Below are 20869 nucleotides of genomic sequence, written 5' to 3' on the forward strand. Positions count from 1 at the left end.
CGGCTGTGGCGGCTCTTTTCCGATGCGCCGCCATTCTACGCGGAAAATTCCTGCCTACAATTTCCCTCGTGAATTGCTGGAAGGAGCATGCATGACCGACTTCATCGTCCTGCCGGGCATCGGCGGATCGGACGACCATCACTGGCAGAGCCTTTGGGAGGCCGACAACAAGGCGATGCGCCGCTTTGCGCCGGCAAGCTGGGATGCGCCCGATTTCACCAACTGGATGGCGGCGCTGGAGCTTGCGGTGGCGACGGCGCCCTCACCGCCGGTGCTGATCGCCCACAGCCTGAGCTGCCTGCTCGTCGCCCACTGGCAGAGGAAATCGGGCCTCCCGGTCAAAGGCGCCTTCCTCGTCGCCGTGCCGGATCCCGCGTCCCCGCCTTTTCCGGCCGCGGCACATGCTTTCGCTTCGGCCCCCCGGGAACGTTTCCGTTTTCCCTGCCTGATCATCGCCAGCAGCAACGATCCTTATGGCTCGCTGGATTATGCGCAAGCGCGGGCGGCGCAATGGGGCGGCGACTGCCGCTTGGTGGGCGCGCTCGGCCATATCAGCTCAAGCAGCAATCTCGGGCGCTGGCCGGAAGGCCTGGCCATGCTGACGGCCTTCCACTCGGCCTGCTTATGACGAGCGTTCCTGCAACTCCTTGAGCACGGCGATGGCGCGCTCCGTCATCGCCGCCGGAACGAAAACATGATCATGATGATAGGCGGCGACCATGTTGCAGGGAATTCCCGCCGCTGCGAGCGCGGTCGCTACGCCGGCGGTCAGCCCGACACCGTCGAGCGCCGAGAACACATCGAGCGTGATGCGCCGCATCGGCATGGCTTCATCGAAGCCCAGGGCTTTCGCGTCGGACCGCGCCAGGATGAATGTCGTTCCTTCCGCTTCCCGGAACGAGCCGAGCGCCACCGGCATGGCCCGCGCGATCACGCTCGCATCCTTGGTCGTGCAGAAGACATATTCGCCGTCGGTGAGGACCGGCGTCATCCCGGCGAGCATGGCGCGCGTGTCGCTCACGATCTTTGTCATGGCACCAGGATCGTCTTGCCCTTGACCTCGCGCCGCGCGATCGCTCCCAGGGCTTCGCCGATCTCCTCGAAACGATAGGTGGCATGGATATGCGGCTTGAGCTGGCCCGCCGCCGCCCAGGCGAGGAGCTGGTCCATATTGGCGCGGTGCAGCTCGGGCTCGCGCTCGGTATGGGCGCCCCAGAACACGCCCAACAGGCTGGCATTCTTCAAGAGGATCAGATTGAGCGGCAGTTTCGGAATGTCGCCTTGCGCGAAGCCGACGACCAGATGCCGCCCGCCCCAGCCAAGGGTGCGCACCGCGGGCTCAGTGAGATCGCCGCCCACCGGATCATAGACGACATCGACGCCGTCCTGGCGCAAGCTGCGCAATCCGTCCTTCAGATTCTGCGTCCGGTAGTTCAGGACCTCATCGGCCCCAAAGCTCTTGCAGAAAGCAAGCTTGTCGTCGGAGGAGGCGCAGGCGATGACATGGGCGCCCATGAGCTTGCCGATCTCGACCGCCGCCTGGCCGACGCCGCCCGATGCGCCGAGCACCGCCAGCGTCTCGCCCGGCTCGAGCCGGGCGCGGTCCTTGAGCGCATGCAGCGTCGTGCCATAGGTGATGGAAAGCCCGGCGGCGATCTCATCGCTCAAGCCCGGCGGGATGAGCGACAATTGCCGGGCCGCGACGACCGCCTCTTCGCGCGCGCCACCATGGCCGATATAGCCCATCACCCGGTCGCCCGCCTTGAGGTGACGGACCTGGGCGCCGGTCTCGCTGACGATGCCGGCGATCTCGCCGCCGGGCGAGAACGGCATGGGCGGCTTGACCTGATATTTGCCCTCAATGATCAGCGTGTCGAAGAAATTGAGGCCGACCGCCTTCACCGCGACCGCCACTTCGTCAGGCCCGGGCTTCACCCGCGCGATGGTTTCGACGCTGAGCGACGAAGCTCCCCCGGCCGCCTTGCATAGAACTGCTCTCACTTGCCCGCTCGCGTCACGATGAAGACACCTACTGCGCAGACCAGCATCCCCGCGATCTGCACCAGCGTCAATGTCTCGTTGAACAGGAGCCAGGCCATCAGCGCCGCGACCGCCGGCACCAGGAAGATGAGCGCCGACACTTTCGAGACATCACCATGCCGGATGAGCGCCATGAACAGGAGGATGGCGCCGATCGACAGCACGACGACCGACCAGGCGAGCGCGATCCATGCATCGCGCGTCGCATCGAAGCGGAAATTCTCGGTGATGAGCGCGCCCAGCGCCACGAAGACGAAGGCGCTGGCATATTGCCAGGCCGTGCCGGTGAGGAGATCGACGCGCGCGACATGACGCTTCTGATAGATGCTGCCGATTGTCATCGACAGCGCGCCGAGGAACATGGCGCCGGCGGTGACGGGCGTGATGCCGCCGACCACCGCGAAACTGAGCTTGGGCGCCAGCACCAGCGCCACGCCGATGAGCGCCACCGCGAGCCCCAGCCAGTGGCGCATCGTGATGCGCTCGCCGAGCAGCCGGCCCGCCAGGATCGCGGTCAGGATCGGCTGCAGGCCGGCGATCAGCGCAGCGATGCCCGAGGGCAGGCCATGCGCCACCGCCCAGTAGCAGGCGCCGAGATAGCCGCCATGCAGGAAGGCGCCAGCGACGATCGCGTGTAACGCCGCGGAAGGGCTTGGCCAGCGCGCCTTGAAGATCAAAGCAAGAACCGCCAGCAGAAGGCCGGCGATGGCGAAGCGCACCGTCAGGAAAGTCAAAGGATCGACATGGGGCGCCGACAGCCTTGCAACGATGAAACCCGTTGCCCATATCACGACGAATGATGCAGAGGCCGCGGCAATCCAGGGTTCGGTATTTCTTTCAGAGGCCATGTGTCGGGACGGTTGGGTGATGACGGACAAGTCTCTTGCCCGCCGGAATGCGGTTTGGCGAGTTAGACTTGGGAAAGGCAGATATGTTCGATCCGCAGAAGCTTCTTGATCAGTTCATGGGCGGTGGCGCGCGCGACGGCCAGAATGCCCCGCAGAAAAGCGGATCGGGATTTTCCCCTGATATGTTGAAGGGCCTCGCCGGCGGTGCCGCCGCGGGCGGTCTTGTTTCGATATTGCTGGGGTCCAAGGGCGGCAAGAAGCTGGCCGGCAACGCGCTGAAGCTCGGCGGCGCTGCCGTGCTGGGCGGCATCGCCTATCGCGCCTGGCAGAATTACCAGGCGACCAGGGGCGCCCGGACGACCGTGCCGGTCGAGCCCCCGAACGGGTCAATGAAGGATGTGACGCCGAAGGTCGAAGGCACGGTGTTCCTTCCCTCGGGCACGGCCGAGCGCAACGAGCTGTCGCTCGTGCTCCTGCGCGCCATGATCGCGGCCGCCAAGGCCGACGGCCATATCGATGCCAGGGAGCAGCAGGCGATCTTCGCCAAGCTCGACGAGCTCAGCCTCGACAATGATGCCAAGGCCTTCGTCATCGACGAATTGCGCAAACCTCTCGATATCGATGCGGTGGTCAGGAGCGCCACGAGCCCCGAGCGCGCCGCCGAGATCTATGCCGCTTCCGTGCTCGCCATCGATCCCGACGATCCGGCCGAGCAGGCCTATCTCGCCATGCTCGCCTCGCGCCTCAAGCTCGATCCCGGCCTGAAGGCAAGTGTCGAGACCGAGGCGCGGAAGCTTCCGGTCGTGGTGGGATAACCGCTCCAATCTCAATAACTTTCCCCTTCTCCCGCTTGCGGGAGAGGGCGAAAATCCCGGAAACCATGCTTGACACGCGTCGAAGGAATTGGCGGCACCGCCGACCTTTCATCGAATCCTCGCCCCTGATATGCCTTGCGCATGACGGACTCACGGCCTTCCCTCACCCGGCTCATCCTCGAAGCCATAAGGCGCCTGTTCGCCGATGAGGCGATCCCCTTGGCCGGCAATATCGCCTTCCGCTTCCTCTTCTCGATCTTCCCCTTCCTGATCTTCCTCACAGCCCTCGCCGGCTTCTTCGGCAGCGCCGATCTCGCCGCCCGCATCGTCACCTATCTGCTCAGTGTCGCGCCCAGGGAATTCGTCTCGCCGCTGGCGCCCGAGATCAATTCGCTGTTGACCCGTCCGCGCACCGGCCTCCTCAGCGTATCGGCCATCATCACGGTATGGAGCGCCATGGGCGGCGTCGACAGCGTGCGCGTGGCGCTCAACCGCGCCTATGGCCTGACCGAGGACCGCAATGCCTTCCTGCTCTATCTGATCATGGCGCTGTTCGTGGTGGGCTCGGCGATGCTGCTGCTGGCGCTTGCCGTGCTGATCGTCTTCGCCCCGACCGCCATCCATTTCATCAACACCTATGCGCCGGGCTTCGACGACATCATCGCCACCTTCGACCGCTACCGCTATCCGCTGGCGCTCATCATCCTGGTGGTCGGCCTGTTCCTGGCGCATCTCATTTTGCCGGCGCGGCGGGTGAAGCTGCATTATCTGATGCCGGGCGTCATCCTCACCGTTTCCGTGTGGCTCATATTGTCGAGCGTCTATTCCTACTTCCTGTCCAATTTCGCCACCTTCGCCTCGACCTATGCCGGCCTGTCCGGTCTCTTCGCGGCGATGTTCCTGATCTATCTGTCGGCACTGGCGCTCATCCTCGGCGGCGAGCTCAACCGCGTCATCGTGCTGGCGCGCAAGCACCGGGAGCCGTCAGCCGAAACGGCGGACCTCAGCAAGGAGTGAGGCTTTCTCCGCTTTCGTGACGGTGCGCCAGTCGCGATCTTCGAGGCCGGCGGCGATTGCCCACAGGAGATTGAGCGACGCTTTGTCCTTCACGCGCCGATAGGCTTTCGCCGCGCCGAGGAGCCGCAATTCGGCGATCCTGCGAATGCCGGCCTCGGCCAGAAGCCGCGCGGATTTAGGCCCGAGATTGCGCAGGCTCGCGACCGGCAAACGGTCTTCGTCCATGAAGAGCTACGACGCCGAAGCTTCGATCACATCCTCGAAGGTCTTGAGCCCGGTGCGCGGCGCCGACACCAGCACCGCCATATTGCCGGGCCGGTGCTCGTTCTTCCACATCTTCATATGCGCCTTGGGAATGTCGCTCCACGCATAGACCTCCGACATGCAGGGATCGATGCGCTGCGCCACGACCAGCTTGTTGGCGTTCGACGCCTGCATGAGATTGGCGAAATGCGAGCCCTGGACGCGCTTCTGGTGCATCCACAGATAGCGCGCATCCATGGTGAGATTATAGCCGGTCGTGCCGGCGCAGATGACCACCATGCCGCCGCGCTTCACCACCAGCACCGAGACCGGGAAGGTCGTCTCGCCCGGATGCTCGAACACCATATCGACATTGTTGCCTTTGCCGGTGAAATTCCAGATCGCCTTGCCGAAATCGCGGGCATTCTTCAGCCAATCGTTATATTCGGCCGTGCCGACCTTCGGCATCTCGCCCCAGCATTTGAAATTCTTGCGGTTGATGACGCCCTTGGCGCCGAGCGACATCACGAACTCGGCCTTGTCGTCGTCCGAGATGACGCCGATGGCATTGCCGCCGGCGGTGGCGATCAACTGCACCGCCATGGAGCCGAGGCCCCCTGATGCGCCCCACACCAGCACATTCTGGCCGGGCTTCAGCGTATGCGGCCGGTGGCCGAAGAGCATGCGATAGGCGGTGGCGAGGGTGAGCGTATAGCAGGCCGATTCTTCCCAGGAGAGATGCTGCGGCCGCGGCAGCAGCTGGCGCGCCTGCACGCGGGCGAACTGCGCGAAGGATCCATCCGGTGTCTCATAGCCCCAGATGCGCTGCGAGGGCGAGAACATCGGATCGCCGCCATTGCATTCCTCGTCATCGCCGTCATCCTGGTTGCAGTGGATGACGACCTCATCGCCCACCGTCCAGCGCTTCACCTTGGCGCCGACCGCATAGACGATACCGGCCGCGTCCGAACCCGCGATATGATAGGGATTCTTGTGGCCGTCGATCGGCGAGATCGGCTTGCCGAGCGCTGCCCACACGCCGTTGTAATTGACGCCCGCCGCCATCACCAGGACGAGCACTTCGTCCTCGCCGATCGTCCAGGTCGGCACGACCTCGATTTGCATGGCGCTGTCGGGCGGGCCGTGACGATCCTGGCGAATGGTCCAGGCATACATTTTTTCGGGAACATGGCCGAGCGGCGGGATCTCGCCGATCTCATAGAGATCCTTCACCGGCTGGTTGGTGTTGGCGGCATCGGCACTCAGCGTGGTCTTGGCCTGGGCCTTCATGGCTTGGTCCTCCGTTCCCCCGTCATTATTAAGGGAGAGGCTAGACCATTTCGCAATGCAACAAAAGTCCACCGCGCCTGCTAACGGCCAATAAAGGACAGTTTGCCGCGCTTTTAGGCAAAGCTGCCCCAAACCGGGCAGGTCCGGTTAACCTCTCCAAGGCTTGGAGCTTACCGCGAAGAATGCTCTGCGGTATGATCCGGCCAACACATGGGATCCTGTGGAATGATGGATTTCCTGACCCATATCCATGATCTCCTGACCCGCGCCCCGCCAATATCGGGCGGACAGTGGCTGTTCCTGCTGCTTCTCCTGGGGGTGGCCACCATCATTTTCAACATCGTGACCAATACGTCCGAATTGCCGCAGATGGCTCTCAATTTCCTGTTCCTGCTGGTGGGCGCGAGGCTGGGCATGATCCTGTTTCCCAACCTGTCCCCGCCTTTGGATGTGATGGCCAATGCCACCCTTGCCGTATTTTCCGGCATGGTCGGGGCGGCGCTCGTCAATATGGCGTTCTTCCGGTCCAGCTGACTCCGAAGGAATTATTGCGCCGCAACATGACCCATGCTTTCATGGGCCATGACGCGAGACCGCCCCTGGATCTTCCGCACCTATGCCGGCCATTCGACCGCGGCCGACAGCAACCGCCTGTTCCGCACCAATCTCGCCAAGGGCCAGACCGGCCTCTCGGTCGCCTTCGATCTGCCGACCCAGACCGGCTATGACAGCGACCATGTCCTGGCCAAAGGCGAGGTCGGCAAGGTCGGCGTGCCCATCTCGCATCTGGGCGACATGAAGGCCCTGTTCGACCAGATCCCGCTCGGCGAGATGAACACGTCGATGACGATCAACGCCACGGCGGCCTGGCTTCTCGCCCTTTATGTCGCCGCCGCCGATGCGCAAGGGGCATCGCGCGCGAGCCTCACCGGCACCACCCAGAACGACATCATCAAGGAATATCTCTCGCGCGGCACCTATGTGTTCCCGCCGAAGCCCTCGATGCGGCTGATCACCGACACGATCGCCTTCGCGTCGAGCGAGCTCCCCAAATGGAATCCGATGAATGTCTGCTCCTATCATCTGCAGGAAGCCGGCGCCACACCGGTGCAGGAGCTGAGCTTCGCGCTCGCCACCGCCATCGCCGTGCTGGACGGCGTCAGAGCGAGCGGCACGATCCCCGAGGATGAATTCCCGCAAGTGGTCGGCCGCATCTCCTTCTTCGTCAATGCCGGCATCCGCTTCATCACCGAGATCTGCAAGATGCGGGCCTTCACCGAATTGTGGGACGAGATCTGCCGCGACCGCTATGGCGTCGCGGACGAGAAGCTGCGCCGCTTCCGCTATGGCGTGCAGGTGAATTCGCTGGGCCTCACCGAGCAGCAGCCGGAGAACAACGTCTATCGCATATTGCTCGAGATGCTGGCGGTGGTGCTGTCGAAGAACGCCCGCGCCCGCGCCGTGCAGTTGCCGGCCTGGAACGAAGCTCTGGGCCTGCCGCGCCCATGGGACCAGCAATGGTCTTTGCGCATGCAGCAGATCGTCGCCTATGAATCGGACCTTCTCGACTATGGTGACATCTTCGACGGCTCGAAGGAGATCGAAGCCAAGGTCGAAGACCTGAAGACTGAAGCGCGCACCGAGCTTTCCCGCGTGCTCGCCATGGGCGGCGCCATTGCGGCGATCGAGTCGGGCTATATGAAGAAGGCGCTGGTCGAATCCAATGCCGAACGCCTGCGCGCCATCGAAGCAGGCGAGACCAAGGTCGTCGGCGTCAACGCCTTCACCGCGAGCGAGCCTTCGCCGCTTGCCGCCGAAGATGGTGATGCCATTCTCACTGTCCCTGAGACAGTCGAATATGAGCAGATCGATAAATTGAAAGCCTGGCGCAGCGCCCGGGATGCGAAGGCGGCGGCGGCGGCGCTGAAAGAGCTGGATAGGGCGGCGCGCGAAGCGCGCAATGTCATGGAGGCCTCGATCGCCTGCGCCCGGGCCGGCGTCACCACCGGCGAATGGGGCGAGACCTTGCGCCGCGTCTTCGGCGAATACCGTGCCCCCACCGGCGTCACGCTGCTGATGCGGGGCGACGCCTCGCAATCGATCACCGATGTGCGGGCCGCGGTCGAAGCGCTATCCGCCAAGCTCGGCATGAAGCCCAGATTCCTGGTCGGCAAGCCCGGCCTCGACGGCCATTCCAACGGCGCCGAGCAGATCGCGGTCAGGGCCGCCGATTGCGGCTTCGAGGTCTCCTATGACGGCATCCGCCTGACGCCTGAGCAGATCGTCTCGGCGGCGATCGAGCACAAGGTCCATGTCGTCGGCCTCTCGATCCTGTCGGGCTCGCATGTGCCCCTGGTGCGCGAGGTGATGAACCGCATGCGCGCATCGGGCTTGAGCCATGTGCCGGTGGTGGCGGGCGGCATCATCCCGGCGGAGGACGTGCTGGTGCTCAAGCAACTGGGCGTCGCCCAGGTCTATACGCCCAAGGACTTCGATCTCAACCGCATCATGACCGATCTCGTGCGCCTCATCGAGGCGAAGGAAAGCGAGCGCGCCGCGTGAAACGAGAAGCCACCAGGCGACTCGACCGGCAATTGGCTCTAGAGGCCGTCACTGGGAACATCTTCGCGGTCCTGCTCGGGCTTGCCATCGCGGCCGGATTGCTTTTCTGGGTGACGAATGTCCCCGTGTCGCGCCAGACCATCGAAGGCCGCTTCGTCCGCTGGACGGTGCATCAATCCGACAAGGGACAAAGCTTGCCGCGGGTCTTTGTCGATTTTCCCGATGGCCATACGACGGCGGTGGTCGCCTGGGCCGACTGGCGCCCGCCGGAGGTCGGCAGCGCAGTCAGGGTCGAGGAAGAAACGCTGCGCTGGTACGGGAAATACTATCGCCTGGTCCCCTGATCCGGCTATTGTGCCGGCATCTTACGCATGTCTTCCGTCCTCACCACGATCCTTCCCGTCTTCGGCCTGATCGCGCTCGGTTTCCTGTGCGCGCGCACCCAGTTCATCGGCAGTGCCGCGGGCCAGGGCCTGAGCCAGGTGGTGTTCAACCTTGCCATGCCGGCGCTGCTCTTCCGCACCGTGGCGGTGATCGACCAGCAGAGCCTGTCGCCCTGGCCGCTCTGGGCGGCACTCTTCGGCGGCATCGCCGTTGTCTGGATCGCCACCACCCTCATCGCGCACACCACCTCGCTCATCGCGGCCGTGCCGGCCTCGGCTGCCATGGGGGCGAGCTTCGGCAATCTGGCAATGCTCGGCCTGCCTCTGGCGCTGGCGCATTTCGGCGACCGCGCCGCCTTGCCGGTGGGCCTCATCCTGTCGATCCACGCGCCCATTCTGTGGCTCGCCGCGGTCCTTCACATCGAATCTTCCGGCCGCGGCCAGCTGCCCTCCGTCATGGCGGTGATCCGCCAGCTGGTGAACCAGCTCATCCGCAACCCGATCGTGCTCGCACTGCTTCTGGGCACGCTGTGGCGCGTCACCGGCCTCGGCCTTCATCCCGTGCCGGATCGCTTCCTCGAAATGCTGGGCGAGGCCGGCGTGCCGACGGCGCTCGTCGCTCTGGGACTGACGCTGGCCGGCTACAGCCTCAAGGGCCAATGGCGCGGCATCATCACCTTGCTGGTGCTCAAGCTTCTCTGCCTGCCGGTCGTCGTCTTTCTGATCGCGCGCTATGTCGTGGCGCTCGATCCGTTCTGGACCCAGATCGCGCTGATGCTCGCCGCCATGCCGACCGGCGCCAATGCCTATCTCTTCGCGCAGCGCTATGATTCGGGCACGGCGCCAGTCTCGGGCGCCATCGCGGTCGGCACCGCTCTGTCGCTTCTGACCTTGAGCGCTCTTTTCGTGCTCATGGATGCGGGGATTATCTAGGCACCAGCGCCCAATAGTCGAATTCGAGGATGACGCCCGGCTCGTCCGCCGTCGCGTCCTTCGTCGGAAAATCCGCACAAGCGAGATCGCGCGTCGCCCGCGTCACGATGCGCAAGGCGCCGAGATCGGATTGCGCCGGCACATCGGCGGTCTCGACGATCTCGGACCAGGCGAAGACGGTGCCGCCGGCGAAGAGCGGCGCCACATGGCGCCCGCCATTGATCGCCGCCACATGGAAGGCATTGCCGAGGCCGTTGAAGGAGAGCGCGCGTGCGAGCGAGATGACATGCCCGCCATAGATGAGCCTTCGCCCGAAGCGGCCCTTGGCCTCGCTGAACTGGTTGAAATGCACCTTGGCGGTGTTCTGATAGAGCCGCGTCGCCAGCATATGCTCGGCCTCTTCGACCGTCATGCCGTCGACATGGTCGATCCGCTCGCCTTTCTTATAATCCTTGAAGCGATGGGCCGAGCCCGACAGCGCATCGTCCCAGAGCTTGCCGGCGATCTTGGGACAGCCGGAGCCGAGATCGGCCGGCAGCACCGTCTTGGGCAAATCGGGCACCTGCGCCCTGGGCACTTTTGCCGCCTCGTCGCGCTTCCTCACCATCACCCAGCGCACATAGCTCAAGACCGGCTCGGCCCTTTGGTTGAAGCCGGTCGAGCGCACATAGACGGTGCCGGTCTTGCCGTTGGAATTCTCCTTGAGCCCGATGACCTCCGAAGCGGCGCTCAACGTATCGCCCGGATAGACCGGTGCCAGGAAGCGGCCATCGGCATAGCCCAGATTGGCTACCGCATTGAGCGAGATATCGGGAACCGTCTTGCCGAACACGATGTGGAAGACGAGGAGATCGTCGACCGGCGCCTTGCCATAGCCGATGGCGCGCGCGAACTCGTCCGAGGACTGGACCGCGAAGCGCGCGCCATAGAGCGCCGTATAGAGCGCCTGGTCGCCCGCCGTGACGGTGCGCGGCGTCGCATGGCGGATGATCTGGCCGATGCGGAAGTCCTCGAAGAAATTTCCCGGATTGGTCTTGCTCATGCGGCAATTGCCTCCCAAATGGCGACGACGCGCTCGGCCATCACCAGATGCAGCCTTTCCACCATCCGCCCCTCGACGGTAATGACGCCCTTGCCCTTATGTTCCGGAAACGCGAAAGCCTGGATGACCTTGCGCGACCATTCGACCTCTTCGGTGGAGGGCGAGAAGATCTCATTGCAGGGTGCGATCTGCGAGGGATGGATCAGCGTCTTGCCGTCCATGCCCAGCGTGCGGCCCTGCTCGCATTCGGCCCGGAAGCCCGGCTCGTCCTTGAAGTCGTTAAAGACGCCGTCGATCACATCGAGGCCATAGGCGCGGGCGGCGAGCACGCTCGCGGCCAGCCACGGCACGATGGCGAAGCGGTCGCCCAGGGCGCGGGCGCGCGACTCTTTCAGAAGATCATTGGTGCCGAGCACCAGGCAGGAGAAACGGTTGTCGGCATCGCCGGCCACGCCTGCAATGTCACGCGCATTGAGGATGGCGAGCGGCGTCTCCATCATCGCCCACAGCCGCGTCTCGGCCGCGGCACCCTGGGCTTTGAGAAGCTTGGCGGCGCTCACCATGTCGCCCGGCCGCGACACTTTCGGCACCAATATGGCATCGGCCTTGACCGAGGCGGCGGCCTTGAGGTCATCCGCCCCCCAGGGCGTGTCGAGCGCATTGACGCGGATGACGATCTCGCGCTGGCCGTAGCCGCCGCCTTTCACCGCGGCGATCACCTTGTCGCGCGCCTGGACCTTGGCTTCCGGCGCCACCGAATCCTCAAGATCGAGGATGAGGGCGTCGGCCGGTAGGCTACGCGCCTTTTCCAGCGCCCGGTCATTGGCGCCCGGCATATAGAGGACGCTGCGGCGAGGTCTGATCTTCATGGGACTTCCCGCACCCTATTCACTCCCGGCATATCTGCCAAGTCTGGTGCGACCATGAAAGGCTTGAGAGGCGCTCGCGCTTTGGGCAGAGTGCCGCACCATGAAATATGATGTTGTGATCGTCGGCGGCGGCATTGTCGGAAGCAGCGCCGCCTATTTCCTCAAAAAGCAGGGTTTCACCGGCTCCATCGCCCTCATCGAGCGCGACACGAGCTATGCCAAGGGCTGCACGGCGCGCTCCTGCGGCGGCATCCGCCAGCAATTCTCCACCCCTGAGAACATCAAGCTCTCCAGATTCGGGCTCAATATATTGCGCCACCTGAAGGAGGAGTTCGGTCCCGAGGCGGATGTGAGCTTCCGCGAATATGGCTATCTGATCCTCGCTTCCGAGAATGGCCGCACCATCCTCGAAGAGAACCACAGCGTTCAGATCGCCAATGGCGCCGACAATGTGCTGCTCGACCCTGAAGGTCTCGCCAGGCAATTTCCATGGCTCGTCACCGACGGGCTGGCGCTTGGCTGCTTCGGCAAAAGCGGTGAAGGGTGGCTCGATCCCTATTCGCTGATGAGCCTGTTCCGCAAGGCGGCGGTGGCGAAGGGCGTCGCCCTCATCCAGGGTGAGGTGGCGAGCGTCCGCAAGGTCGCCGGCAAGGCGGCCTCGCTCACCCTTGCCGATGGCCAGGAGATCATCTGCGGCTCCATCGTCAATGCCGGCGGCGCCGGTGCGGGCGCGCTCGCCCGGATGGCCGGCATCGATCTCCCGGTCGGGCCGCGCAAGCGTTATGTCTATGTGCTCGACTGCCCGGGGGCGAGCGAGGCCTTGCACAAGGCGCCGCTCACCGTCGATATTTCCGGCATCTATTTCCGCCCCGAGGGCCAGCAGTTCATTTGCGGCCTCTCGCCCGAGGAAGCCGACGAGCCGCGCGAGATGGACTGGGAGGTCGACTATGGCTGGTTCGAGGAGCGCATCTGGGAAAGGCTCGCCGCCCGCGTGCCGGCCTTCGAGGCGATCAAGGTCGTCAATGCCTGGGTCGGCCATTATGACTACAACGCGCTCGACCAGAACGCCGTCATCGGCCCGCATCCGGAGCTGTCCAATTTCCTCTTCGCCAATGGCTTTTCGGGCCACGGCCTGCAGCAGGGACCAGGTGCGGGCAATGCCATTGCCGAACTCATCCTGCACGGCTCCTACCGCACCATCGATCTCGCCCGTTTCGGTTTCGAGCGCATCGCCAGCAAGACGCCGCTGTTCGAGCGCAATGTGATCTAATCCAACCGCACCTGCACGCTCGCCGTATGCCCGCGCGAGTCGATGACCGAGAGGCGCGCAAAGCCTTTGCCCGGCATTTCCCATTGAGTCTCGCGCCGCACTTCGCCGATCACGATCGGCAGGCCATCGGCAAACCAGGTGAAAGGCGGCGCGCCGCCCATGGCCTTGAGCGCCAGGCCGACATCGCTGTCGCCGCCTGAAAGATCGATCCGCGCGCCCTCGGGCGGGAAGGAAATCGCCAGTGGCGGATCGCCGGGCCCGGATGCGGCGATCTCCGGCAGGCTGTTGGGACGGAAGCGCTGCAAGGCCGGCGGCAAATCGGAGCTGCGGGCGAAGACAACGCCGGCCGGCGCCGGCGGCAAAGGCGCGCGCTTGTCGCTGATGCGGCTGAACGCATCAAAGAGGATGGGCGCCGCCGCCATGCGCCCGATGAGATCGGAGACGGGCTCATTGTCCGGCCGGCCGACCCAGACCGCCACCGTGCTGGCGCCATCGAAGCCCACGGCCCAGGCATCGCGATAGCCATAGGACGTGCCGGTCTTGTAGGCGATCTTGCCGGGCAGCGCATTCTGCGGCGCCGGCGCGCCGATCAGCACATCACCCACCTGCCAGGCGGCCGCCTTGTCGAACAGCCGGCGCGGTGTCGCCGCATCGGCCCTGTCCTGCGGCCGCCAGACGAGCGGCAGCGCCTCGCCATCGCGCGCCAGAGCGAGATAGAGGGTGGCGAGATCGGTGAGCTTCACCCCGGCGCCACCAAGGCCGACGGCAAGGCCGGGTGCCGCATCGAGCGGCAATTGCGGCGTGACCCCGGCCGTCTTCATGCGCGCGATCAGCCGGTTGGGACCCAGCGCATTGAGCAGCATCACGGCTGGCACATTCAAGGATTGCTGCAGCGCCCGGCGCATGGTCACCGTGCCCTGATAGGCTTCGTCGAAATTTTCGGGCTTGTAGATGCCGAAGCGGATCGGCCGGTCGTCGACCAGGGTTTCGGGATGGGCCAGGCCGTCCTCGAAAGCGAGACCATAGATGAAAGGCTTCAGCGTCGAGCCGGGCGAGCGCCAGGATTGCGCGAGATCGATCTGGCCGGCGCGTTTCTTGTCGAAATAGCCGACACCGCCGACATGCGCCCTGACCTCGCCGGTGGCGTTGTCGGCCGCGATGATCGCCACGGAGACGCCGCCGCCCAGCGCCGTAGCCCGTTCGCGCGCCAGGGTCTCGAGCTGCTCCTGCAGCGGGCGCGAGAGCGTCGTGGTCTCGACGAGATTGGCCTTTCTGTGGGGCCCCCGATTCTGCCTGACCAGGCGCTCGGCGACATGAGCCGCCAGCATCGGGAAGAGCTGGCGCCCGCCGGGCGCCGGCTCGCTCTCGGCCGCCGTGACCTGGTCTTCATTGATGGCGCCCTTTTCCTTAAGAAGGCGGAGCACGCGGTTGCGCGCTTCCCGTGCGGCGCGCGGGAAGCGGTCGGGCCGGCGGGATTCCGGCGCCTGCGGCAAGGCCACCAGCATGGCGGCTTCGGCGGTCGACAGGCGCGCCGGCTCCTTGCCGAAATAAGCCAGCGAGGCGGCACGTATGCCTTCGAGATTGCCGCCATAGGGCGCGAGCGCCAGATAGAGCGAGAGGATCTCGTCCTTGCTCAGCCGGCTTTCGAGCTGCACGGCGCGGATCATCTGGGTCATCTTGGCGCCGAAGCTGCGCTCGGGGCGCGGCTCCAGCAGGCGCGCCACCTGCATGGTGATGGTCGAGCCGCCCGAGACGATGCGGCCATGCCAGGCGAACTGCCAGGCGGCGCGCATCATGGCGATCGGATCGACGCCATGATGCGCATGGAAGCGCTTGTCCTCATAGGCGATCAGCATCGAAAGAAAGCGCCGATCGACATCCTGGGGCCTGGCCGGCAGGCGCCAATAGCCGTCGCCGGTGGTGAACGGCCGCAGCAATTTGCCGTCGCGGTCCAGCACCAGCGGCGAATAGCTCAGGCTTTCGCCCATGGGCAGCGGACCCAAGCGCTTCATCGCCTCCGACAGCGCGAAGCCGCCGGCATTGACGGCGAGGATGGTCGTGAAGACGAAAGCGCATAGGACATGGAAGCGCCGCGCCCGCGCCCGCCCTGTTGCACTTGCGCTCTTCACGTCCATGCTCATTTCTCGATCACGCTCATCGTCGTGGTGGCAAGCGTGGCATTGCGCTCGGGCCGGTACATGTCCTCGACGGTCGCCCCCGGCAGCGTGTACTGACCGGGCGCCACGGCGCGCACGATATAGGCAAGCTTGGCGCTCTGATCCGTGAAGGCCGCGACGAAGCGATCGTCGCGGAACTCGGTATAGGTCGCCCCGGTCATGTCGGTGAGCCAGGACAGGCTGCCGGTGCTGCCGGTTGCCACGAGCGCCGGATTCTCGATCTCGAGTCCGGCCGGCAGGCGATCGACCAGCAGGAAGTTGCCGGTCTGGTCCTTGCCGTCGCGGCTGGCGGTGAGCACCACGACAAGACGCGTATTCTGCACGACCTGTGCCGGATCGACCGGCGTGCCGTCGAGCCCGTAATAGATGCGCATCAGCGTCATGCCGTTGGAGGACGCTGGCTCCGGCACGATGGGCGCGCCCGAGACCGCGACCACCGCCTGGAGCGGCGTCGTGCCCTGGTTGCTGACCTTGTGCGACGCATCGAGAGCGGTGTCACGATAGATCTTGTAGAAGGCGCCCTGATGCGCCGAGCCGTCGACATTGAGCTGGACGCCCCTGGCCTGCTCGACGATGCTGCGCGCCGCCAGCACCATCCAGGTCATTTCCTGGGTGGAGGCATAGCGGGATTTGGCGCGCTCATCGCTGATCACCTTGAGCGCCGCCTGGATCACCGGCGGACCGGCATTGCCATTCTCGGCGAGCGCCACGATGGCCGCGGCATCGCGCAGGGGCGAGCCGTAATAGCCCCAGGCGGACGGTATTGTGCCCGCGGCTTCGGCTTGCAGCACATCGGCGGCCGACTGGAAGGCAGCCCCGGCGCGCGGCTTGTCGCCCAACATGCCGAGTGCTGCCGCGATCTGCGCCCGCGCCATGGCGGTGCCGAACTGTCCGATCTTGGTGTCGGCGAAATATTTGAGATCGCCGGCGGGAGCCCGGCCGGCGCGCGCCAGCGTGTAGAGCGCATAGGCCATGTCCTCGCCCTTGCCCTGTTCCACATAGGGCGAGTTGCCGACCTGGTTGCGCAGATAGTCGACCGCCTGGTTGAGCGCGCCTTCCGGCACTGCAAAACCTTTCTCGCGGGCTCTGAGCAGGAAGTCGGTCACATAGGCCGACAGCCACAGATCCCCGCTATAGGAGTTCCACAGGCCGAAGGCGCCATTGGTGTCCTGGCGTGCCAGCAGGCGCTGCACCGTATCCGCCAGGCGGTCCTTCACCGATCCGTCGAGATCGATGTCGTTGCCGCCGAGCTCCGACAGATAGAGCAGCGGCATGGCGCGGCTGACCAGTTGCTCGGAGCAGCCATAGGGATAGCGATCGAGATCGCGCAGGAGGCCCGGCACGTCGATGGCGCTCAAGGGGCCGACCGACAGCGACACGGCGCCGGTGCCCGCCACCATCTCGGCGATCAGGTCCTTGCTGACGGTAATGCCGCCATTGGGCTCGATCATGTGCACCATGCGGCGTGTCACCGGCGGGTTGGACGGGACGACGCCGAGCGTGAAGCCCTGCTCGACCTGGAGATCGCCCGGGCCGGTGAGCATGGCCGTCACCTGCGCCGTGCCGATGCCCGACGCGGTGATCGGAATATTGACGGGCGTGCGCGCCCCCACCGCGCCGACCTTCACGGTCTGGTGGAGAAGTGCCGGATCGCTGCTGATCGGGCCGTCGATCGTCACGGCCAGCGTGTAATCGCCAGGCACCGCCTCGGCATTGAGGAGATCGAGGCGCAGGCGCGATTTGTCGCCCGACCCCAGGAAGCGCGGCAGCGTGCCGGCGATGACGATGTGATCGCGCGCGATCACATCGACGGAGGCATGGCCGACCTTGGTCGGCGTCCACGCCACCGCCATGACGCGGATGGTGCCGTTGAAGGCGGGAATCTCGAAAGGCACTTCGGCGCTGCCATCGGCCGCCACCTGGACGATGCCGGAGAACAGCGCCAGAGGCGCCTGGGTCGGCGGCGGGCTGTTGAAGTTGCCGGCGCCGCTGTCGCCGCCGGTGCGGATCGGTCCGCGATTGGCGCCCATGCCGTCGATCAGCTGGCCATAGATGTCATAGAGCTCGGCCGACAGCCGCTTCTGGCCGTAATAATAGGTCTCGGGCTCCGGCGGCTTGTAGTTGGTGAGATTGAGGATGCCGACATCGACGGCGGCCACCGTGACATAGGCCTTCTCGCCGGCGAGGCCTTCGATCTTCACCGGCACTTTCAGCGCCTGGCGCGGCTTCATCACCGCCGGCGGCGTGAGCGAGACCTTGAGCGTGCGCTCGGTGCGGTCGATGCCGAACCAGGCGAGGCCGATCGAACGCGTCGGCATGCGCTTGGCGGCGATATCCATCGGCCGGAAATGGGTGACGAGGACATAGGCGCCCGTGCCCCAGTCGCTGCCGACCTTGACCGGAACGGTCGTGCCCTTTTCCGGCACGTCGATCAGTTCGGAAGAGAACAGCCTTTCGCCGACCACTTGCACCGAGGCCTTGCCGGCGAAGCGGGCATCGATCTTGACCTGCAGCGTGTCGCCCGACTTGACCGAGGTCTTGTCGAGGGCCACCGGCAGCATGTCCGGCGTGTTGGTCTTCTCGGAGGTGTAATAGCCGGCATAGAAGCTCGTCGACGACGGCGCCAGGCCATCGGCCGTGATCTCGAGACGGTACTGGCCCCATTGCACGGGAGCACTGATCTGCGCCGGCTGGTCGGCGGCGAGATCGACCGTGCCGCCGGTGACCTTGCGGGCGGTGGTGACGGCCTCATAGCTCCAGCGATTGTCGCTCTTGTACCACTGATAGGTGGTGGTCAGGCGCTTGAGCACCCAGCTGGCGCCCTTGGCCGCCACCTGATTGCCCTGCGGGTCGATCGCAACCGCGTTGAAGATCGCCTGCTGGCCTTCGCCGGCCTCGCCTTCCTGCCTCAGTCCCAGCATGTTGCCCGGCGAAGCGATGGGCAGCGATGCCGTGCGCACCACGCCGCGCCCGCCTGATTCCTTCATGCGGATGGTGAAATTCGCCTTGAGCGGCCGCGACGTCGTCGGCAGCTGCGGCAAGGGCATGGTGATGTCGGCATGGCCCTTGTCGTCGGTCTGGGCCAGATCGCCAATGGTGTTCTGCACCGTGTCGACGGCCTCATCCGACAGGCCGAAGACATACGCCTTCCATTGCTCGAAAGGCTGATAGTCGACGGAAACCGAGATATCGCCCTCGATATCGAGCCTGGCGGCGGGCGCGCCGAAGAGATAGCGCCCATCCACCGTCAGGCTGGCGCCCGCATTGCGGTCGATCCGCGTGCCATTGGCCTTGAGATCGAATTCGATGCGATCGGGAATGTAGTCTTCGACCAGGAAGCTGGTTTCGCCGACCGCCGCACTCCTGGGATCGGTATAGGCAAGGACGCGCCAGGTGCCGCCCGCCGCCGAGGAGATGAGCGGGATGTCGAGGACGCGCCCGCCCGCCCCCTGGTCGTTCAGCACGGTGCGGGAATATTCGACCCCGTCCGGGCGCTCGACGACGAGCGTGACCGGCACGTCGGTCAGCTGGTTGGCGTTGCCGTCGCGCAACAGGACGGCGGCATGCACCGTCTCGCCGCGGCGATAGACGCCGCGCTCGACATAGACGAAGGCATCCGCCGGTCCCGGCGGATCGCGGCCGGTGACGCCGCGATCGGAAAGATCGAAGGCGGTGCGCGAAATATCGATGAAGGCATAGTCGTCCTTGTCGTTGGACGCGACCACCAGCGCCGGCTCGAGCCCGTCCTGGCCCTTGGTGAGGCCGCTGTCGAACAGGGCTGTGCCTTGGGCGTCCGTCTTCACGCTGCCGAGGATCTCGTTGTTGCGGGCAATGAGCCGCACCGTGACATTGGCGAGCGGATCGGCGGACGCGATGGAGCGCAGGAACACATGCAGCCCATCCTTGCCCTTGAGCGTCGTGAGGCCGAGATCGGACACGACGAACCACTGCGTGGCGAGCTGGCTGTATTCTTCCGCCGTCACATCGGCCGGCGCCGCGGTCATCACATAGAGGCCGGGCTCGATCTTGCCCAGCGCCTCATCCACCGGGAAGGCGGTGGTGACATCCTCATTGGGCCTGCTCACGAGGTCCATGGTGCCTTCCCACACCTTCTGGCCCTTGCTGCGGCCGATATCGCCCGCCTGGTAGTTGTAGATCTGGTCGAGGAAGTTGGAGCCGACGGCGGACAAGAGGCTCCGGTCGCCGATGCGATAGAGCTCAAGCTTGGCCTTGGTTGAATTGACCGACACCAAGGGGATGCCGTTCTGGCCGGTGCGCGGCAGCACATAGGACTTGCCGACGAAATGCACCGACGGCGTGCGGTCGCGCACATAGATCTCGTAATCGGCATCTTTCAGCAGGGCCTCATCCACCGAAGAGGGCAAGCCCTGGCGCACGGTGACCTTGTAGCGCTCGCCATGCTTCAGGCCCTCGATGCACAATTTGGTGCCGTCGACCGTGACGGCCGAGATGGCGCCGGGGCTCTGCGTGAAATAGGGCGCGAAATCGCTGACCGCATTGGACAAGGGATCGGAGAACTGGAAGCACAAACGCGGCTGCGGCGCATCGCTCTCCACCGTGTAGTCGGTGATGCGGAAGCCGTGAACCTTGCGCAGCTCCTCATAGGTCTGGCGGATCTCTTCATTCTCGACCAGCGCGAGGCTGGCGCGATAGGCATTGAGCGCCGGGCGCCAATCCTCGCGCTTGACCAGCGCCTGGGCGATATCGTTGAGGGCGAGCGCCTTCTCTGCGGTCACATTGGTGAGCTGATAGGCCCTGACCGCCGCACCCAGCGCCTTGAAGGGCAGATCATAGCCGTCCTGGGAGTTGAAAGGCTCGGCGACGAGGAGGAAATCGGCAAGCTTTTGCCAGTTTGTCTGGTCATTGGGTGAGAGGGCCAGCATCTGCTCCACCACCACCGCGGCATTGCGGTTGTTGCCCTGCGTGTTCGCCGCTTCGAGCTCCTGCTGCAGCTCAGGCAGCGTCTTCTTGAGGGTCTTGGCGATCTTGGCGATCGTCTCGCGGTAGCTGTCGGCCGCATAGGAATAGGTATCGACCGAGAATGGCGTGGCGGCCCGTGCCGGCGCCACCATCAGCCCGAACAGCGCCAGGATGATCAGCAATCGGGAAATATGGAACTGCGTGACGTTGGTGAATTGCGCCTTCGGAATCATCCTTGTCCTCCCAAGACATAGGGTGAGGTGACGCGAGCTGCGCCACCCATCGGGTTGCGTGTATATGCGGACTGTCGATGTCTGGCCTGCCTCAAGCTCCGGCCAAGCATGGTATGGGTCTTTCCGTCGTCCGGCAATCAGGTGACAGCAAATTATGGCAATTGTTTCGCGAGGGAAGCGGGAAGCAGCAAATTGATTTCGCCTCG

Annotated in this window: 17 protein-coding genes; 8 read left to right on the forward strand and 9 right to left on the reverse strand. The window is 64.9% G+C overall.

Annotated elements, in window-relative coordinates; genetic code table 11:
* Positions 1–91: 91 nt before the first annotated feature.
* A complete protein-coding gene (locus tag DT068_RS13740; RefSeq protein WP_119390413.1) occupies positions 92–628 on the forward strand; it encodes an RBBP9/YdeN family alpha/beta hydrolase in 537 nt (178 codons plus the stop codon).
* On the opposite strand, the gene DT068_RS13745 is transcribed toward DT068_RS13740, so the two are convergent.
* The 3 genes from DT068_RS13745 to DT068_RS13755 are packed head-to-tail and all read right to left on the reverse strand — an operon-like array spanning position 623 to position 2831.
* A complete protein-coding gene (locus DT068_RS13745) occupies positions 623–1033 on the reverse strand; it encodes an ACT domain-containing protein (RefSeq protein WP_119390414.1) in 411 nt (136 codons plus the stop codon). The two genes, DT068_RS13740 and DT068_RS13745, sit on opposite strands and share 6 nt — an antisense overlap.
* Positions 1030–2001: an NADPH:quinone oxidoreductase family protein gene (locus DT068_RS13750; protein WP_119390415.1), complete on the reverse strand. Its 972-nt coding sequence runs from the start codon at positions 1999–2001 to the stop codon at positions 1030–1032. Before DT068_RS13750 ends, DT068_RS13745 begins: the two co-directional genes overlap by 4 nt.
* Positions 1998–2831: a DMT family transporter gene (locus DT068_RS13755; protein WP_368904713.1), complete on the reverse strand. Its 834-nt coding sequence runs from the start codon at positions 2829–2831 to the stop codon at positions 1998–2000. Before DT068_RS13755 ends, DT068_RS13750 begins: the two co-directional genes overlap by 4 nt.
* A gap of 140 nt (positions 2832–2971) precedes the next feature.
* Between DT068_RS13755 and DT068_RS13760 the strand changes: the two genes are divergently transcribed.
* Together DT068_RS13760 and DT068_RS13765 are read left to right on the forward strand one after the other, a co-directional pair.
* Positions 2972–3703, forward strand: a complete 732-nt coding sequence (locus tag DT068_RS13760; RefSeq protein WP_119390417.1) for a tellurite resistance TerB family protein — start codon at positions 2972–2974, stop codon at positions 3701–3703.
* Between the two features lie 141 nt (positions 3704–3844).
* Positions 3845–4720 (forward strand): YihY/virulence factor BrkB family protein, encoded by an 876-nt coding sequence (locus DT068_RS13765; protein WP_119390418.1) that lies wholly within the window; start codon positions 3845–3847, stop codon positions 4718–4720.
* On the opposite strand, the gene DT068_RS13770 is transcribed toward DT068_RS13765, so the two are convergent.
* Together DT068_RS13770 and ccrA are read right to left on the reverse strand one after the other, a co-directional pair.
* The gene (locus DT068_RS13770) at positions 4688–4945 is read right to left on the reverse strand and encodes a TfoX/Sxy family DNA transformation protein (RefSeq protein WP_119390419.1); all 258 of its coding nucleotides are present in this window, start codon (positions 4943–4945) and stop codon (positions 4688–4690) included. The two genes, DT068_RS13765 and DT068_RS13770, sit on opposite strands and share 33 nt — an antisense overlap.
* Before the next feature lie 6 nt (positions 4946–4951).
* The gene (ccrA, locus tag DT068_RS13775) at positions 4952–6253 is read right to left on the reverse strand and encodes a crotonyl-CoA carboxylase/reductase (protein WP_119390420.1); all 1302 of its coding nucleotides are present in this window, start codon (positions 6251–6253) and stop codon (positions 4952–4954) included.
* 225 nt (positions 6254–6478) lie between these two features.
* On the opposite strand from ccrA, the gene DT068_RS13780 reads away from it, so the two are divergent.
* Genes DT068_RS13780 through DT068_RS13795 form a run of 4 tightly spaced genes read left to right on the forward strand, consistent with a single transcriptional unit; the run spans position 6479 to position 10131 of the window.
* The gene (locus tag DT068_RS13780; protein ID WP_119390421.1) at positions 6479–6787 is read left to right on the forward strand and encodes a hypothetical protein; all 309 of its coding nucleotides are present in this window, start codon (positions 6479–6481) and stop codon (positions 6785–6787) included.
* 48 nt (positions 6788–6835) lie between these two features.
* Positions 6836–8815: a methylmalonyl-CoA mutase family protein gene (locus DT068_RS13785; protein WP_368904714.1), complete on the forward strand. Its 1980-nt coding sequence runs from the start codon at positions 6836–6838 to the stop codon at positions 8813–8815.
* The gene (locus DT068_RS13790) at positions 8812–9159 is read left to right on the forward strand and encodes a hypothetical protein (protein WP_162914187.1); all 348 of its coding nucleotides are present in this window, start codon (positions 8812–8814) and stop codon (positions 9157–9159) included. The genes DT068_RS13785 and DT068_RS13790 overlap by 4 nt, the downstream gene beginning before the upstream one ends.
* A 27-nt stretch (positions 9160–9186) precedes the next feature.
* Positions 9187–10131, forward strand: coding sequence for an AEC family transporter (locus tag DT068_RS13795; RefSeq protein ID WP_119390424.1), 945 nt, complete (start codon positions 9187–9189; stop codon positions 10129–10131).
* Here the strand turns inward: DT068_RS13795 and DT068_RS13800 are convergent.
* Together DT068_RS13800 and DT068_RS13805 are read right to left on the reverse strand one after the other, a co-directional pair.
* Positions 10124–11173, reverse strand: coding sequence for a MaoC family dehydratase (locus DT068_RS13800; RefSeq protein ID WP_119390425.1), 1050 nt, complete (start codon positions 11171–11173; stop codon positions 10124–10126). The genes DT068_RS13795 and DT068_RS13800 overlap by 8 nt on opposite strands.
* Positions 11170–12042 carry an HpcH/HpaI aldolase/citrate lyase family protein gene (locus DT068_RS13805; RefSeq protein ID WP_162914188.1) on the reverse strand — a complete coding sequence of 291 codons (873 nt, stop codon included), beginning with the start codon at positions 12040–12042 and terminating at the stop codon, positions 11170–11172. Before DT068_RS13805 ends, DT068_RS13800 begins: the two co-directional genes overlap by 4 nt.
* 100 nt (positions 12043–12142) lie before the next feature.
* Between DT068_RS13805 and DT068_RS13810 the strand changes: the two genes are divergently transcribed.
* Positions 12143–13312, forward strand: coding sequence for an NAD(P)/FAD-dependent oxidoreductase (locus DT068_RS13810; RefSeq protein WP_119390426.1), 1170 nt, complete (start codon positions 12143–12145; stop codon positions 13310–13312).
* On the opposite strand, the gene pbpC is transcribed toward DT068_RS13810, so the two are convergent.
* A complete protein-coding gene (pbpC, locus tag DT068_RS13815) occupies positions 13309–15447 on the reverse strand; it encodes a penicillin-binding protein 1C (protein WP_368904715.1) in 2139 nt (712 codons plus the stop codon). The two genes, DT068_RS13810 and pbpC, sit on opposite strands and share 4 nt — an antisense overlap.
* Before the next feature lie 2 nt (positions 15448–15449).
* Complete coding sequence (locus DT068_RS13820; RefSeq protein WP_119390428.1) at positions 15450–20663, reverse strand: alpha-2-macroglobulin; 5214 nt, start codon at positions 20661–20663, stop codon at positions 15450–15452.
* Between the last annotated feature and the right edge of the window lie 206 nt (positions 20664–20869).

It is taken from the genome of Taklimakanibacter lacteus (genome assembly GCA_003576695.1).
Taxonomy (GTDB): Bacteria; Pseudomonadota; Alphaproteobacteria; order Rhizobiales; family Aestuariivirgaceae; genus Taklimakanibacter; species Taklimakanibacter lacteus.